At 65.6% G+C, this 15,441-nt stretch carries 15 protein-coding genes; 12 read left to right on the forward strand and 3 right to left on the reverse strand.

Annotated elements, in window-relative coordinates; translation table 11 throughout:
• Window positions 1–58: 58 nt before the first annotated feature.
• Window positions 59–1,312 (reverse strand): tyrosine--tRNA ligase, encoded by a 1,254-nt coding sequence (gene tyrS, locus AC6HZP_RS10860; RefSeq protein ID WP_497526565.1) that lies wholly within the window; start codon window positions 1,310–1,312, stop codon window positions 59–61.
• A 185-nt stretch (window positions 1,313–1,497) separates the two neighbouring features.
• Window positions 1,498–2,559 carry a 3-deoxy-7-phosphoheptulonate synthase gene (locus AC6HZP_RS10865; RefSeq protein ID WP_497526566.1) on the reverse strand — a complete coding sequence of 354 codons (1,062 nt, stop codon included), beginning with the start codon at window positions 2,557–2,559 and terminating at the stop codon, window positions 1,498–1,500.
• A 316-nt stretch (window positions 2,560–2,875) separates the two neighbouring features.
• On the opposite strand from AC6HZP_RS10865, the gene AC6HZP_RS10870 reads away from it, so the two are divergent.
• From AC6HZP_RS10870 to AC6HZP_RS10880, 3 genes are all read left to right on the forward strand, one after another.
• The gene (locus AC6HZP_RS10870; protein ID WP_497526567.1) at window positions 2,876–3,991 is read left to right on the forward strand and encodes an anhydro-N-acetylmuramic acid kinase; all 1,116 of its coding nucleotides are present in this window, start codon (window positions 2,876–2,878) and stop codon (window positions 3,989–3,991) included.
• Window positions 3,992–4,052: 61 nt separating this feature from the next.
• Window positions 4,053–4,838: an RBBP9/YdeN family alpha/beta hydrolase gene (locus tag AC6HZP_RS10875; RefSeq protein WP_497526568.1), complete on the forward strand. Its 786-nt coding sequence runs from the start codon at window positions 4,053–4,055 to the stop codon at window positions 4,836–4,838.
• 566 nt (window positions 4,839–5,404) lie between these two features.
• Window positions 5,405–6,136: an outer membrane protein gene (locus AC6HZP_RS10880; protein WP_497526569.1), complete on the forward strand. Its 732-nt coding sequence runs from the start codon at window positions 5,405–5,407 to the stop codon at window positions 6,134–6,136.
• A gap of 245 nt (window positions 6,137–6,381) precedes the next feature.
• Here AC6HZP_RS10880 and AC6HZP_RS10885 read toward each other — a convergent pair whose 3' ends face one another.
• Entirely contained in the window at window positions 6,382–7,035 is a 654-nt protein-coding gene (locus AC6HZP_RS10885) for an alpha/beta hydrolase (RefSeq protein ID WP_201403577.1), read from the reverse strand.
• A gap of 222 nt (window positions 7,036–7,257) precedes the next feature.
• Between AC6HZP_RS10885 and AC6HZP_RS10890 the strand changes: the two genes are divergently transcribed.
• The 9 genes from AC6HZP_RS10890 (at window position 7,258) to sufA (ending at window position 15,381) form a co-directional block, all read left to right on the forward strand.
• Complete coding sequence (locus tag AC6HZP_RS10890) at window positions 7,258–8,418, forward strand: cysteine desulfurase family protein (protein ID WP_497526570.1); 1,161 nt, start codon at window positions 7,258–7,260, stop codon at window positions 8,416–8,418.
• A 49-nt stretch (window positions 8,419–8,467) separates the two neighbouring features.
• Entirely contained in the window at window positions 8,468–9,946 is a 1,479-nt protein-coding gene (gene sufB, locus AC6HZP_RS10895; protein WP_497526571.1) for a Fe-S cluster assembly protein SufB, read from the forward strand.
• Window positions 9,947–10,107: 161 nt separating this feature from the next.
• Window positions 10,108–10,857, forward strand: coding sequence for a Fe-S cluster assembly ATPase SufC (sufC, locus tag AC6HZP_RS10900; RefSeq protein WP_497526572.1), 750 nt, complete (start codon window positions 10,108–10,110; stop codon window positions 10,855–10,857).
• A gap of 17 nt (window positions 10,858–10,874) precedes the next feature.
• On the forward strand, window positions 10,875–12,173 hold the full coding sequence (gene sufD / locus AC6HZP_RS10905; protein WP_497526573.1) for a Fe-S cluster assembly protein SufD: 1,299 nt from the start codon (window positions 10,875–10,877) through the stop codon (window positions 12,171–12,173).
• Between the two features lie 20 nt (window positions 12,174–12,193).
• Window positions 12,194–12,838 (forward strand): hypothetical protein, encoded by a 645-nt coding sequence (locus AC6HZP_RS10910; protein WP_497526574.1) that lies wholly within the window; start codon window positions 12,194–12,196, stop codon window positions 12,836–12,838.
• Window positions 12,825–14,063 (forward strand): cysteine desulfurase, encoded by a 1,239-nt coding sequence (locus tag AC6HZP_RS10915; RefSeq protein WP_497526575.1) that lies wholly within the window; start codon window positions 12,825–12,827, stop codon window positions 14,061–14,063. The genes AC6HZP_RS10910 and AC6HZP_RS10915 overlap by 14 nt, the downstream gene beginning before the upstream one ends.
• A gap of 9 nt (window positions 14,064–14,072) precedes the next feature.
• Window positions 14,073–14,474, forward strand: a complete 402-nt coding sequence (locus AC6HZP_RS10920; RefSeq protein ID WP_497526576.1) for an SUF system Fe-S cluster assembly protein — start codon at window positions 14,073–14,075, stop codon at window positions 14,472–14,474.
• A 14-nt stretch (window positions 14,475–14,488) separates the two neighbouring features.
• Window positions 14,489–14,941, forward strand: a complete 453-nt coding sequence (locus AC6HZP_RS10925) for a VOC family protein (protein WP_201404413.1) — start codon at window positions 14,489–14,491, stop codon at window positions 14,939–14,941.
• Between the two features lie 53 nt (window positions 14,942–14,994).
• Window positions 14,995–15,381, forward strand: a complete 387-nt coding sequence (gene sufA, locus AC6HZP_RS10930; protein ID WP_497526577.1) for a Fe-S cluster assembly scaffold SufA — start codon at window positions 14,995–14,997, stop codon at window positions 15,379–15,381.
• Window positions 15,382–15,441 lie beyond the last annotated feature (60 nt).

Below are 15,441 nucleotides of genomic sequence, written 5' to 3' on the forward strand. Positions count from 1 at the left end.
TTCGGAATGCCGGCAACGCCAGCGGCATCTCTTCAGAACGAGACGCCGCTCCAGGCGATCAGACCGGGCGCACCAGTATGTGCTTCTTGCGGCCGAGCGAGAGCTTCACGACGCCCTCGGCGGTCAGCGCGTCCGGGCCGACCAGCACCTTCTCGTCGGTGATCGCCTGGTCGTTGACGCGCAGGCCGCCGCCCTTGATCTGACGCCGCGCTTCGCCGTTCGAGGCGACGAGGCCCGCCTGCACGAACAGCGACAGCACGCCGAGGCCATTGGCGAATTCCGATGCGCCGACCTCGATCGTCGGCAGGTTCTCGGCCAGCGCGCCTTCCTCGAAGGTGCGCCGCGCCGTCTCGGCAGCCTCTTCCGCTGCCGCGCGGCCATGCGCCAGCGCCGTCACCTCGGTGGCGAGGATCTTCTTGGCGTCGTTGATCTCGGAGCCGCCGAGCGCCGCGAGGCGGGCGATCTCGTTGAGCGGCAGCTCGGTGTAGAGCTTCAGGAAGCGCTCGACGTCGCCATCCTCGGTGTTGCGCCAGAACTGCCAGAACTCGTAGGAGCCGAGCATGTCGGCGTTGAGCCAGACGGCGCCGTTCGCGGTCTTGCCCATCTTGGCGCCGGACGAGGTGGTGAGCAGCGGCGTCGTCAGCGCGTAGAACTGCTTGTCGAGCATGCGGTGGCCGAGCTCGATGCCGTTGACGATGTTGCCCCACTGGTCGGAGCCGCCCATCTGCAGGATGACGTCGTGACGCTGGTTCAGCTCGACGAAGTCGTAGGCCTGCAGGATCATGTAGTTGAATTCGAGGAAGGACAGCGACTGCTCGCGGTCGAGGCGCATTTTCACCGAATCGAAGGAGAGCATGCGGTTGACCGAGAAGTGGCGGCCGACGTCGCGCAGGAAGTCGATATAGTGCAGGCCGTTCAGCCACTCGGCGTTGTTGGCCATGATGGCCGGGCGTTCGCCGCCTTCGAAATCGATGTAGTTGGCGAACACCTTGCGGATGCCGGCGAGATTCTCGTCGATCATCTCGTCGGTCAAAAGCTTGCGCGCCTCGTCCTTGAACGACGGGTCGCCGATGCGGGTCGTGCCGCCGCCCATCAGCGCCAGCGGGCGATGGCCGGTCTTCTGCATCCAGCGCAGCATCATGATCTGCATCAGCGAGCCGACATGCAGGCTCTTCGCCGTGGCGTCAAAGCCGATATAGCCGGTGACGGATTCCGTTGCGAAGCGGCGGTCGAGCCCCTCGCTATCCGAGCACTGGTGGACGAAACCACGCTCGGTCAGGATCTGCATCAACTCGGACTTGAAGGCGCTCATGACGGCCGGACCTTTGGACTTTGATTATTGGATTTGGGCCGCTTTCTAGCAGCCGGAACGGGAAATTTCACCTCGAAGGTGAAAGTTCGGGAAGAAAGTGACAGTCCGCGGACTACGGGCTGTCGAGGGCGACGCCGGGATCGGGAACGCTTCTCCGTCCGTTGACGATGAAGCGTTCCCGGATCTCACGCGGCGCGGCGAACCGCGGCGCGGCGGGCCTCGACGGCCGCGGCGAGCCGCTCGAGCACGTCGACGGTGGTGTCCCAGTCGATGCAGCCGTCGGTGATGCTCTGGCCGTAGACGAGCGGCTGGCCCTCGACCAGGTCCTGCCGGCCGGCGACGAGGTTGCTCTCGACCATCACGCCCATGATGCGGCTGTCGCCGGCTTCGAGCTGGCGGGCGATGTCCTCGACGACGAGCGGCTGGTTTTCCGGCTTCTTCGACGAGTTGGCGTGGCTGGCGTCGATCATGATGCGCGGCGTGATGCCGGCTTTTTCCGAAGCCTTGGCCGCTTCCTCGACGCTGGCCGCGTCATAGTTGGTCGTCTTGCCACCGCGCAGGATGATGTGACAATCCTCGTTGCCGGCCGTAGTGGCGATCGCCGAGCGGCCGGTCTTGGTCACGGCCAGGAAATGATGCGGCTCGGACGCCGACAGCACCGCGTCGAGCGCGATCTTGACGTTGCCGTCCGTGCCGTTCTTGAAGCCGACGCCGCAGGAGAGGCCGGAGGCGAGCTCGCGATGCACCTGGCTTTCCGTCGTCCGTGCGCCGATGGCGCCCCAGCTGACGAGATCGGCGAAGTACTGCGGCGTCGTCATGTCGAGGAATTCGGAGCCGGCCGGCATGCCGAGATCGTTGATGTCGAGCAGGAGGTTGCGGGCGATCCGCAGGCCCTTGTCGATCTCGAAGCTGCCGTCGAGATTGGGATCGTTGATCAGGCCCTTCCAGCCGACCGTCGTGCGCGGCTTCTCGAAATAGACCCGCATGATGATCTCGAGCCGGTCGGCGAGGTAGGGGCGGATCTCCGCCAGGCGGCGGGCGTAGTCCATCGCGGCGACGGGATCATGGATCGAGCAGGGGCCGATCACGACGACCAGGCGGTCGTCCTCGCCCTGGAGGACGTTGTGCACGGCGGCGCGGGCGGCGGTGACCGTCTCGGTCGCCGTCTCGGTGCGCGGGAATTCCCGCATCACCTGCTCGGGCGTGCTCAGCTCTTTCAGATCGCGGATGCGAAGATCGTCGGTCATCAACACGGGTGTGGCTCCTTGGGATTGGACCCACCCGGCGGCACAAAAAAAGCCGCCAGGTGTCTGGCGGCTTCGGGACATTCTGCGGCTTTTTAAGCCGCGCGCACCCCTACCTCCGCCATTGCGAGCGGATAGCTAAAGTACCAAGCATAGGTGGTGGCGGCGAAAGTCATGTCAGCGCATATAGATCAGCCGAAGGCGTTTGTCACGTGGCGGATTGGCGGCGTGAACGAAACGGCGCGACTGTTGCCGATCTGCTCTTTGCCCGGGCGATCGCAGGGTCTATCCCGGATTCGGAACTATTCCGGGGGAACGAATGCGCAGAACCGTCGTTGTCGGCCTCATGAGTGGAACGTCAATGGACGGCGTCGACGCGGCCCTGATCGCGACCGACGGCGAAGAAGTCGAGGCTTTCGGCCCGACCCATTTCCGAGCTTATGAGCCTGAGGAGCGCGCCGTGCTGCGGGCCGCGCTCGCCGCGGCCGTGCATCTCGACCGGCGCGACGACCGGCCCGGCGTGCTCGCCGAGGCGGAGCGAATCGTCACCGAGGCCCATGCCGAGGCGGTCGAGGCGCTGCTTGCCCGCGTCGATGTCGACGCGCCGCGCGTCACGCTGGTCGGTTTCCATGGCCAGACCGTCTTCCATGCGCCGGGTCGCCGGCTGACCATCCAGATCGGCGACGGCGCGGCGCTGTCGCGGCGGCTCGGCCTCCCGGTCGTCTACGACTTCCGCGCCGCCGATGTCGCGGCCGGCGGGCAGGGGGCGCCGCTGGTGCCTATCTTCCATGCCGCGCTCGTGCGTGCCGCCCGTCTGGTAGGCGATGTCGCCGTGGTGAACATCGGCGGCGTCGGCAACGTCACGCGGATCGGCGCCGACGGCTCGATCGTCGCCTTCGATACCGGCCCCGGCAACGCGCTGATCGACGATCTCGTGCGCGAGCGCACCGGCGCCGCCATGGATGTCGGCGGCGTGCTCTCCTCGTCGGGAATCGTGCACCAGCAGTCGCTGGCCGAAATGATGGATGATCCCTGGTTCAGCCTGCCGCCGCCGAAATCGCTCGACCGCGACGCTTTTTCGCGCGCGCCGGTGGCAAGGCTTTCGACCGCCGACGCGGCCGCGACGCTCGCCGCCTTCACGGCCGAGTCGATCGTGCGCGCCGTGGCGCTCGCCGGCGGCGCCGACCAGATCATCGTCTGTGGCGGCGGCGCGCATAATCCCGCCATCCTGCGGTGTCTCGCCGAGGCGAGCGGCGCCACCGTGCTGCCTGCCGACGCGCTTGGCTGGTCGGGCGATTTCCTGGAAGCGCAGGCCTTCGCCTATCTGGCGGCGCGCAGCGTCGCCGGCCTGCCGCTGAGCCTGCCGGAGACGACCGGGGTTCCCTATCCGATGCCGGGCGGCGTTCTGGCCGAACCGGCGGAGCTCCTGCGCTGATTGGACGAATCGCATCGCCTGCGGCAAGCATGGCCGCACGTTACTGACTGGGGAGATACGCATGCCGAGCCGCCTGACCAAACTCTGCTATGTGCTGATGGGCACTGCGTTGCTGTCCGCGCCGCTCGTGTCGGTTTCCGCCGCGGCGCCGGCCCAGCCGCCGGCTCAGTCGCCGGTCGCCCAGGCCGATCCGGCCAAGCCGGCGCCGGTCCGGAAAGCACGGAGCCAGGCCGCGAAGCCCGCCAAGGCGCAGCGCGATCCCCAGGTCTATCTCTTCCGCGGCCTCGCCAATGTGTTCTCGCTGGGCATGGACGACATGGCCAAGGAACTCTCCAGCCAGGGCATTCCCAATCACGTCCTGAACCACGCCAACTGGCCGCGCATCGCCGCCGAGATCACCGCCAAGTACAAGGCCGATCCGAAGGCGACCCGGCCGATCGTCCTCGTCGGCCACTCGCTCGGCGCCAATGCCGTTCTCCTGATGGCGCAGCAGCTTTCGCGGAGCGGCGTTCCCGTCGATCTCGTCGTCACCTTCGATCCGACGACGGCCGGCCCCGTGTCGCCGGGCGTTCGGCGCTATCTCAACCTCTATCAGTCGAACAATGGCTGGAGCTCGGCGCTCGACGTGCCGGCCGGCGCGGAAAGGCGGGTCGTCAATTCCGATGTGCGCAAGCGCCGCGACATCAAGGCCGAACTCTCCCATTTCGATATTGACAAGAACCGTGTCTTGCATGAGCAGGTCGTCTCCGAGATCGCCAGGCTGACCCGTGCGAAGCCCAAGGCTCCTGGCAAGGCCGGCGCGCTTGGCAAGGTGGCGACGGCGAACAAGGTCGCCGGGCCCCTCTAGGGCGATCTCGCGTCCTTCGGCGGCGAAGCGGATTGGCGGACCGGCCCGAGGGCGGTCCGCTTTTTTGTGCGCGTCTCGTGCCCCGATCTTTACGCCGGGATGGAGCACCGTCCCGAGGGGGTGTCGTCCGCGATGCGGCGCCGGCGGCGACTCGGAGATGGCCGTTTGCCCGGTCCCGAGTCGGCGGCGGCGAGGCGTCTGGCACCCGAAATCCCGGCCAAATTGGCAATTTCAGGTTGAAAACGGGCGCCGGGTACCGTGCACGCGGCATTTAGAAGAGTGCCCGGAAAAAATCTTCAACGGCGTGTGGCGGCGAGGGTCACGCAGCGTCATTCGGCGCTTGGTCTTATCCTTCAATACTTTGCCGGAAATTTGATAAGTTTACTTGCTCATCATGAAGAAGAATGGCGTACTAACGTAGCGTCAGGTTGTGTTTTGGGTGATGCTGTTCTGCAACAGTCAAAGTGGAATGGGTGCGCTACAGTCCTGACATCGGTGATCGACTGTTCTGCCCCCTGGCCCATCCCGTCGATCGTCAGGAACCTTCCGAGCGTAAGGAGCTCCCGATGAAATTCATGCTTCGCAGTGCAACCATGGCTTCGGTGCTGGCGCTCGGCGTCGTCGGCGCACACGCCGCCGACCTGACCTATGAGCCCGCGCCGGTGGTGGCGCCGGTCGCCTTCAACTGGACCGGCTTCTACATCGGTGTGCATGGCGGCATCGGCGGCGGCGGCTTCGATACGACGTTCACGGACCCGGGCAACTTCTCCGTGGGCTGGAGCGACAACGCCTTTGGCGCCTTCGGCGGCGCGCAGGTCGGCTACAACTACCAGTTCTCGCCCAACTGGGTGGTCGGTGTCGAAGCCGATATCGCGGCTGCCGGCATCAGCGCGGAACATACCGCCGACTTTAACTATGGCGTCTCGACGAACCAGGAGGCGAAGGTCGATTGGTTCGGCACCCTGCGCGGCCGGATCGGCTATGCCTGGGACAATCTGCTGATCTACGGCACCGGCGGCGCGGCCTATGGCGACGTCGAAAGCTCCTCCAGCTATACCGACAACGTTCTCGGCTTCACCGACAGCAATTCCTTCTCCGACACCCGGTGGGGTTGGACTGCCGGCGCCGGCGTCGAATATGGCATCACGAAGAACATCACCCTGAAGACCGAATATCTCTATGTCGATCTCGGCAGCATTCACACCAATGGTCTGAACGGCTTCCAGGGTATTGTCGGCGACAACGATGCCGATATCAAGTTCCACACGGTCAAGCTGGGTCTGAACTACAAGTTCTGATCCAAAGAAAGACGGGGGTGAGGGCTCCGCTTCGGCGGGGCCCTTTCTTTTTTGGCGTTTTCAAGCGACCCCGATGCCGGTTCGCGCCGGGAAGACGCGACCCAGCGGAGCGCAGGCGTCGCGGATCGCAAGGCGGCGCTGCGACTGTTCGTCCAAAGCCGGCGATCACAAAAAAACGGCCCGGGCGGTGACGCCTCGGGCCGTTTTGGTTCGTGCGGGCAGGGCGCTCGGCCCTGCCGGAAGCGTCAGGCGGCGCTCAGCATGGCGAGGCGCTTGTCGACATAGTTGCCGCAGATATCGATCAGCGGCTCGACCTGGCCTTCGAAGAAGTGGTTGGCGCCCGGCATGATCTGCTGCTCGACGATGATGCCCTTCTGGGTCTTCAGCTTGTCGACCAGCGTCTGCACGTCCTTCGGCGGCGCGACCTTGTCCTGGTCGCCATGCACGATCAGGCCGGAGGACGGGCAGGGCGCCAGGAACGAGAAGTCGTAGAGGTTGGCCTGCGGCGCGACCGAGATGAAGCCCTCGATCTCCGGCCGGCGCATCAGAAGCTGCATGCCGATCCAGGCGCCGAACGAGAAGCCGGCGACCCAGCAGGCGCGCGCGTCGGGATGGATGGTCTGCACCCAGTCGAGCGCGGAAGCCGCATCCGACAGCTCGCCCTCGCCATGGTCGAACTCGCCCTGGCTGCGGCCGACGCCGCGGAAATTGAACCGCAGCACCGCGAAGCCGCGCTTCGCGAACATGTAGAACAGCTGGTAGGTGATCGCGTTGTTCATCGTGCCGCCGAACTGCGGATGCGGGTGCAGGATGATGGCGATCGGGCCGTTCTTTTCCTTCGAGGGCTGGAATCGACCCTCGATGCGACCGGCGGGGCCGGTGAAGATAACCTCGGGCATTTTTTGCCTCGGACCTTTCGATCTGTTCAGAAGCCCCCAAGCGACCTATATCAGCGTCAAATCGTAACTTGACTCTGAGCGTCAGGGTTTCTAGAACACTTTAGAATTCTTCGAAATTGGCGTCGGATGTCGATCCTGCCGTGTAGCGGGCCTTGTAGCATGAGGCGGGGTCCGGATTTCAAGCATAATGCGACATCCGCTCGCGACTGGAGACTGCAAGCCTTGGCCGCGCCGCGCATCTATCTCGACTACAACGCCGGCGCGCCGCTTCGCCCCGAAGCGCGCGCGGCGATGGTCGATGCGCTTGTTGCCACCGGCAACGCCTCTTCCGTGCATGGCGAGGGCCGGGCGGCGCGCGCCCGGGTCGAGACGGCGCGACGCCGCGTCGCGGCTCTGGTCAACGCGGATCCGGCGCGGGTGATCTTCACGTCGGGCGGCACCGAGGCGAATGTCACGGCGCTGTCGCCGGTGATGCGGGTCGGCGCGGCGACGGTTTCGATCGACGTGGTGCTGGTCGGTGCGACGGAACATCCTTCCGTGCTCGCCGGCGGCCGCTTCGGCGCCGACGAGGTCCGTATCGTCGCCGTCGACGGCGAGGGCCGGCTCGATCTCGCCGATCTCAAGACGCAGCTGGGCGCGGTCGCTGCCGAGGGCAAGCGGGCGCTCGTCTCTGTCATGCTGGCGAACAACGAGACCGGTACGATCCAGCCGGTCGCCGAGATCGCCGAGATCGCCCGCTCGTTCGGCGCGCTTGTGCATACCGACGCGATCCAGGCCGCCGGCCGCATCCCGGTCGACATCGCCGAGCTCGGCGTCGACCTTCTGACGCTCTCGGCGCACAAGCTCGGCGGCCCGCAGGGCGCCGGCGCCTTGGTGCTGGGCGGCGATCTGGTATCGCCGGCGCCGCTGCTCGTCGGCGGCGGACAGGAGAAATACAGCCGCGCCGGCACGCAGAATGTGGCGGCGATCACGGGCTTCGGCGTCGCGGCGGATTGCGCCCGCGCCGATCTCGACCGGCAGGCCGAATGGACACGCTGGCGCGACGAAATCGCGACGGCGGCGGAGCCTGCCATGCAATTGAGCGGGGAAGCCGAGCGGCTCCCGCAGACGCTGTCCCTCGGCGTCAACGGTCTCTCGGCGGAAACGCTGGTGATCGCGCTCGATCTCGAAGGGGTCGCGGTATCAGCCGGATCCGCGTGTTCTTCGGGAAAAGTCGGTGTTTCGCATGTGATGAAGGCGATGAACGTGCCGGATCCTTATGCGAAATCCGCGATCCGCGTCAGTTTCGGATGGGAAACCACCGAAACGGACATACGTAGATTTACGGAGGTCTGGGGACGTGTCATGAGACGGCTCGCGCCGGGCGTGACACGCGCCGCATGACAACGCACTCAACCCGCGGTCCTTGAAACCGCTGTGGATGGAGTAGGCAATGCCTGCAGTTCAGGAGACAGTCGATCAGGTTCGCCAGATCGATGTCGATCAGTACAAATATGGTTTCGTGACCGATATCGAGTCCGAACGAGCCCCCAAGGGCCTTTCGGAGGATATCGTCCGCTACATCTCCGCCAAGAAGAACGAGCCGGAATGGATGCTCGAATGGCGGCTCGACGCCTATCGGCGTTGGCTGACCATGACGGAGCCGACCTGGTCGCGCGTCCAGTATCCGAAGATCGACTTCGAGGATCTCTATTACTATTCGGCGCCGAAGAGCACGGCCGGTCCGAAGTCGCTCGACGAGGTCGATCCCGAGCTCCTCGCCACCTATGAGAAGCTGGGCATCCCGCTGCGCGAGCGCGAGATCCTGGCCGGCGTCGAGGGCGCTGCGGATCGTCGGGTCGCCGTCGACGCGGTGTTCGATTCCGTCTCGGTCGTCACGACCTTCAAGGAAGAGCTGAAGAAGGCCGGCGTGATCTTCTGCGCCATTTCCGAGGCGATCCGCGAATATCCGGAGATCGTGAAGAAGTATCTCGGCTCCGTCGTGCCGACGACCGACAATTTCTACGCGACGCTGAACTCCGCCGTCTTCTCGGACGGTTCGTTCGTCTACATCCCCGAGGGCGTCCGCTGCCCGATGGAGCTGTCGACCTATTTCCGCATCAACGAGCGGAACACCGGCCAGTTCGAGCGCACGCTGATCATCGCCGAGAAGGGGGCCTACGTCTCCTATCTCGAGGGCTGCACCGCGCCGATGCGCGACGAGAACCAGCTGCACGCAGCGGTCGTCGAGCTGGTGGCGCTGGAAGACGCCGAGATCAAGTACTCGACCGTCCAGAACTGGTATCCTGGCGACAAGGACGGCAAGGGCGGCATCTACAACTTCGTGACCAAGCGCGGCGATTGCCGTGGCGACCGCTCGAAGATCTCGTGGACGCAGGTCGAGACCGGCTCGGCCATCACCTGGAAGTACCCGTCCTGCATCCTGCGCGGCGACGACAGCCAGGGCGAGTTCTATTCGATCGCGGTGTCGAACGGCTATCAGCAGGTCGATAGCGGCACCAAGATGATCCATCTCGGCAAGAACACGAAGAGCCGGATCATCTCGAAGGGCATCGCCGCCGGGCGCTCCGACAACACCTATCGCGGCCTCGTCTCGGCGCACCGCAAGGCGTCGGGCGCGCGCAATTTCACCAATTGCGACAGCCTGCTGATCGGCGACAAGTGCGGCGCGCACACCGTGCCCTACATCGAATCGAAGAACGCCAGCGCGGTCTTCGAGCATGAGGCGACGACGTCGAAGATCGCCGACGACCAGCTGTTCTATTGCCTCCAGCGCGGGCTTTCGTCCGAGGAGGCCGTGGCGCTGATCGTCAACGGTTTCGTCAAGGACGTCATCCAGCAGCTGCCGATGGAATTCGCGGTCGAAGCCCAGAAGCTGATCTCGATCAGCCTCGAAGGGTCGGTCGGCTAAGCCATACCTTGCCTGAACCTCCCCCGCCGGGGGGAGGCCGAAACCGGCGCAGCCGGTTTCGGGAAGGGGGCGCTTCGATCGCCCGTGACCTTCCCGGAACGCCGTCGGCGCTTCGGCCACCCCGGAACGGTTCAAGGCGCAGAATTGAACGGAACAACGATATGCTCGAGATCAAGAACCTCCACGCCTCCATCGACGGCAAGGAGATCCTGCGCGGCGTCGATCTGGTCGTCCCGACCGGCGAAGTCCATGCGATCATGGGGCCGAACGGCTCCGGCAAGTCGACCCTCTCCTATGTGCTGGCCGGCCGCGATGGCTATGACGTCACCGAAGGCGAGATCATTTTCGACGGCAACGACATCGTTGAGACGCCGGCCGAAGAGCGCGCCTCGGCCGGCGTGTTCCTCGCCTTCCAGTACCCGCTGGAGATCCCCGGCGTCGCGACCATGACCTTCCTGAAGGCCGCCCTCAACGCCCAGCGCAAGGCGCGTGGCGAGGCCGAGCTGACCACGCCGGACTTCATGCGCCGCGTGAAGACCGCGTCGGAAAAGCTGAACGTGACTCAGGAAATGCTCCGCCGTCCGCTCAATGTCGGCTTCTCCGGCGGCGAGAAGAAGCGCAACGAGATCCTGCAGATGGCGCTGCTCGAGCCGAAGCTCGCCATCCTCGACGAGACGGATTCGGGCCTCGACATCGACGCGCTGCGCATCGTCTCGGAGGGCGTCAACGCGCTCCGTTCGCCGGATCGCTCGATGCTCGTCATCACCCACTACCAGCGCCTGCTCGACCACATCGTCCCCGACAAGGTGCATGTGATGTCGGCCGGCCGCATCGTCCGCACCGGCGGTCCGGAGCTGGCGCTCGAGCTGGAAGCCAAGGGCTACGCCGACTACGTCGACGAGCCGGTTTGAGCGGGGGAGTGGCATCGATGAACGCCGAGCCGCGCATCCTGCGCACACAGGCTGAAGATACGCTGGCGCTGGAATTCGCCGCCGCCCGCACGGATCTGCCGGGTTCGCCGGCGATCGCCGCGGCGCGCGAGGCCGCCTTCGCTGCCTTCCAGCAGCTGGGCCTGCCGCATCGCCGCACCGAGCCCTGGCGCTATACGGACCTGCGCGCCCTGCTCAGGACCATTCCGCCGCTGGCGAATGGCCATGGCGCCGAGCCCGTCTCGCTGGCGGATCCGCTCCCGGGCCTCGATCGCGCGCGCCTCGTCGTGCTCGATGGCGTGTTCCGTCCGGATCTCTCCGATCTCTCGGGCATCGACGGCGTGACCGTCCGCCCGCTGGTCGAGCTGCTCCGCGCCGGCGACGCCTCGATTGGCCGCGAGATCGCGACGCTCAAGGACGCGGTCGTCTCGCTGAACACGGCGCTGATGACCGGCGGCGTCGTCATCGACGTGCCCGCCGGCGCGAAGGTCGAGCGCGCGATCGAGATCGCGCATCTGACCAGCTCGGCCGTCGCCTCGCATGTCCGCAACATCGTCACCATCGGCGCGGAAGCCTCCGCCCGGATCCTCGAGACGCATGTCGGACCGGCGGATACCGCCTACCAGGCGAACGTCGTCACCGAGGTTTCGGTCGGCGATCGCGCCAAGGCGGTCTGGGCCAAGCTGCAGACGGAAGGCGGCGCCGCCGTCCATCTCGGCACGCTCGCCGTCTCGATCGGCACGGAGACCGAGTTCGATCATCTCACCCTGATGACCGGCGCCGCGATCTCGCGCGCGCAGAGCTTCGTCACCTATACCGGCGAGAACGCCCGCGCGGGCCTGTTCGGCGCGACGATGGTGCGCGGCAAGCAGCATGCCGACATCGCGCTCGGCGTCGATCACGCCGTGCCGAACGGCTCCAGCCGCGAGCTGTTCAAGGCCGTGATGGATGGCCGCGCCGAAGGCGTCTTCCAGGGCCGCATCGTGGTTCGCCCCGACGCGCAGAAGACCGACGGCCGGATGATGACGCAGGGCCTGCTCCTCTCCGAGGATGCCTCGTTCTTCGTCAAGCCGGAGCTCGAGATCTTCGCCGACGACGTCCAGTGCGCGCATGGCGCGACCAGCGGCGAGATCGACGAGGACATCCTGTTCTACCTGCTCTCGCGCGGCATTCCGCGTCCCGAGGCCGAGACCCTGCTGGTGACGGCATTCCTGGCCGAGGCGATCGAAGGTCTGGGCGACGAAGCGATCGGCGACGCCTTCGAGGCGATCGCCCGCGAGTGGCTGGCAACGCGATAGGTCATTTGAAGGACTAGATCTTGCGTCAAGCGCTTGCCTTGGGGTTGAGAAGCATCGTGGCGCCCCGGAACGTCGTTTCGACCGGGCGCTTGGGCGCCATGCAGGGAGCCACGCTCTTCTTTGCTTGGGCATTGCTTACATTTGTCCCGATCGCCGTGGCGCTGCTCCAGGCCGACCTTGGTCTCGTTGCAGAGGTCGTTGGTCCAGTCCTTCTGGTTCTCGGTTTGGTCGGGTTCCTGGTCGCCATGGCCATCACCATGGCCCTGGCGGTCAGCTATGGCACCGTATTCTTCTGGGCGGCGTTCTGGTTGGCGTCCAGACGAGCAACCTTTGCCGGCATCTTCAGGGCGGGAGCCCTGGTGACGTTCGGCACGGCGGTCATCGGCTTCGTTCCGTCCCTGTTGCTGGCCTTCGTCGAAGCGTCGGTACCGGGGTCGATGGAACCCGTGGCCGCACTGATCGAGCGGGTATTGTGGCTGGTCACCGCCCTCTACCTAGTCAGCATGTTTTCCGAGCTGACTGGTCTCGGCGTGGCAGCGTCCTTTTATGTCTTTCTCGCCGCGAGCTTTGCGGCGCTGATCGGGTACTTGGGCATTTCGTGGCTTGTGGGGTCGGCTTTTCCCGATCTCGATTTGCTCTTGGGGTCCACTGATGAACTTGAGTGATCGCGACGAGTATGACGTTCAGGCGATACGGCAGGACTTTCCGATCCTTTCGAGGACCGTGCATGGCAAGCCGCTCGTCTATCTCGACAACGGCGCCTCCGCGCAGAAGCCGCAGGCGATGCTGGACGCGGTGGTGAAGGCCTATTCGGAGGAATACGCCAACGTCCATCGCGGCCTGCACTATCTCTCCAACGTCGCGACCGACGCCTACGAGGCGTCGCGCGAAACGGTGCGGCGCTTCCTGAATGCCGGCTCTGTCGACGAGATCATCTTCACCCGCTCCTCGACCGAGGCGATCAATCTGGTCGCCGCGTCGCTCGGCCAGATGGAGATCGGGGAGGGTGACGAGATCATCCTCTCGATCCTCGAGCATCATTCGAACATCGTGCCCTGGCATTTCCTGCGCGAGCGCAAGGGCGCGGTGATCAAGTGGGCGCCGATCGCCGATGATGGCACGTTCCTCATCGACGAATTCGAGAAGCTGATCACGCCGAAGACGAAGATCGTCGCGGTCACCCACATGTCGAACGTCACCGGCACGGTGGTGCCGATCAAGGACGTGATCCGCATCGCGCACGCCCATGGCGTCAAGGTGCTGGTCGACGGCAGCCAGGGCGCCGTGCACCTGCCGGTCGACGTGCGCGATCTCGACGCCGATTTCTACTGCGTCACCGGCCACAAGCTCTACGGCCCGACCGGCGTCGGCGTGCTCTATGCCAAGAAGGCGCTGCTCGAAGTGATGCCGCCCTTCCTCGGCGGCGGCGAGATGATCCGCGACGTCACCGAGGACAACGTCACCTATGGCGTGCCGCCGCATCGCTTCGAGGCCGGCACGCCGCCGATCGTCCAGGCGATTGGCCTCGGCGCGTCGCTCAACTACATCGAGGGCATCGGCCGCGACCGCATCCTCGCGCATGAGGAGCGGCTGCGCGACTATGCGACGGAGCGGCTTCAGGCGATCAACAGCCTGAAGATCTTCGGCACGACGAAGAACAAGGGCGCGATCATCTCGTTCGAGATGGCCGGCGCGCACGCGCATGACGTCTCGACCATCATCGACCGCGAGGGCGTCGCCGTCCGCGCTGGTACCCACTGCGCCCAGCCGCTCTTGCAGCGCTTCGGCGTGACCTCCACATGTCGGGCGTCGTTCGGTCTCTACAACACGCTGGACGAAGTCGATCGCCTTGCCGATGCGCTGGTCAAGGCGCATGCTTTCTTCGCATGAGGACCTGAAATGGACGATGCCACGCTGACCCGCGAAGAGGCCGTCGACGCCGAGGGCCCGGAGACGACGCCGGTCGTCGCCGGCTCGGCAATCCCGGCCGAGGAACTGGAGCGGCTCACCGGCGACATCGTCGCCGCGCTGAAGACCGTCTACGATCCCGAGATCCCGGCCGACATCTACGAGCTCGGCCTGATCTACAAGATCGACGTCGACGACGACCGCAATATCGCGATCGAGATGACGCTGACGGCGCCGGGCTGTCCTGTCGCCGGCGAGATGCCGGGCTGGGTCGAAAACGCCGTCGGCGCGGTTCCCGGCGTTGGCCGCGTCGACGTCACCATGACCTTCGATCCGCCCTGGTCGCAGGACCGGATGTCGGACGAGGCGCGCGTCGCGCTCGACTGGTACTGAGGTCCGCCGTGAGCATGGCGCCGCCGATCACCGGGATCCTGGAAACGGCGATCTATGTCGACGATATCAAGCGCGCCGCCGCCTTCTATCGCGACATTCTCGGCCTGAAGGCGATGATCGCGGACGACCGCCTCGTCGCCTTCGATGCGGGCCCCGCAAGCGTGCTGCTCCTGTTCCGGCGCGGCGCCACCTTGCAGGACGTGCACCTGCCGGGCGGCACGATCCCGGCGCATGACAGCAGCGGCCCCTATCATTTCGCGCTGCGCATCCCGAAGGGCCAGCTCGACGCCTGGCGCGATCATCTGGTGGCCAAGGGCGTCGTCATCACCGCCGAAATGCGCTGGCCGCAGGGCGGCGAGAGCCTCTATTTCAATGACCCGGACGGGCATGTCGTCGAGCTGGCGACGCCCGGCATCTGGTCGAACGATCTCGATCTGCCCGCAAGTGCCTTGCAGAACGGGATCTGAAGGCCGATCTTAGGGCCGGAAGGGCGCTTCGCGCCGCGAATTGGAGATATGCCATGGGCGTCCGTTCACGCTTCGCCGTGATGACCCTGACCGAGGCCGCCGCCGAGCGGATCCGCGAGATCGTCGAGGATTCCGACGAGCCGGTGCTGGGCCTGCGCATCGGCGTCAAGAAGGGCGGCTGCGCCGGCATGGAATACACCATGAAGCCGGTCGCCGAGCCCGACCCGAAGGACGAGCGCATCGAGGGCCATGGCGCCACCGTGTTCGTCGATCCGGCCGCCGTGCTTTACCTGCTCGGCACCGTGATGGATTTCGAGACCACCAAGCTCCGTTCCGGCTTCGTCTTCAAGAACCCGAACGAGGTCTCCGCCTGCGGCTGCGGCGAGTCCGTCATGCTGAAGCCGGCCGATCCGGCCGAGGCGTCGGCCACCGCCGGCTGAGCGTTAACGCGACGCTACCATCCGGTTGACGGGCGGCGGGGTGTTAACCCGGCCGTTAAC

The organism is Kaistia sp. SLG-1, assembly GCF_059699055.1.

What these genes read in the sequence shown, in the direction of transcription:
- tyrS (WP_497526565.1), bottom strand. Translation starts at nt 1,312, where the DNA reads ATGAGCGCCTTCAAGTCCGAGTTGATGCAGATCCTGACCGAGCGTGGT.
- AC6HZP_RS10865 (WP_497526566.1), bottom strand. Translation starts at nt 2,559, where the DNA reads ATGACCGACGATCTTCGCATCCGCGATCTGAAAGAGCTGAGCACGCCC.
- AC6HZP_RS10870 (WP_497526567.1), top strand. Translation starts at nt 2,876, where the DNA reads ATGCGCAGAACCGTCGTTGTCGGCCTCATGAGTGGAACGTCAATGGAC.
- AC6HZP_RS10875 (WP_497526568.1), top strand. Translation starts at nt 4,053, where the DNA reads ATGCCGAGCCGCCTGACCAAACTCTGCTATGTGCTGATGGGCACTGCG.
- AC6HZP_RS10880 (WP_497526569.1), top strand. Translation starts at nt 5,405, where the DNA reads ATGAAATTCATGCTTCGCAGTGCAACCATGGCTTCGGTGCTGGCGCTC.
- AC6HZP_RS10885 (WP_201403577.1), bottom strand. Translation starts at nt 7,035, where the DNA reads ATGCCCGAGGTTATCTTCACCGGCCCCGCCGGTCGCATCGAGGGTCGA.
- sufB (WP_497526571.1), top strand. Translation starts at nt 8,468, where the DNA reads ATGCCTGCAGTTCAGGAGACAGTCGATCAGGTTCGCCAGATCGATGTC.
- sufC (WP_497526572.1), top strand. Translation starts at nt 10,108, where the DNA reads ATGCTCGAGATCAAGAACCTCCACGCCTCCATCGACGGCAAGGAGATC.
- sufD (WP_497526573.1), top strand. Translation starts at nt 10,875, where the DNA reads ATGAACGCCGAGCCGCGCATCCTGCGCACACAGGCTGAAGATACGCTG.
- AC6HZP_RS10915 (WP_497526575.1), top strand. Translation starts at nt 12,825, where the DNA reads ATGAACTTGAGTGATCGCGACGAGTATGACGTTCAGGCGATACGGCAG.
- AC6HZP_RS10920 (WP_497526576.1), top strand. Translation starts at nt 14,073, where the DNA reads ATGGACGATGCCACGCTGACCCGCGAAGAGGCCGTCGACGCCGAGGGC.
- AC6HZP_RS10925 (WP_201404413.1), top strand. Translation starts at nt 14,489, where the DNA reads ATGGCGCCGCCGATCACCGGGATCCTGGAAACGGCGATCTATGTCGAC.
- sufA (WP_497526577.1), top strand. Translation starts at nt 14,995, where the DNA reads ATGGGCGTCCGTTCACGCTTCGCCGTGATGACCCTGACCGAGGCCGCC.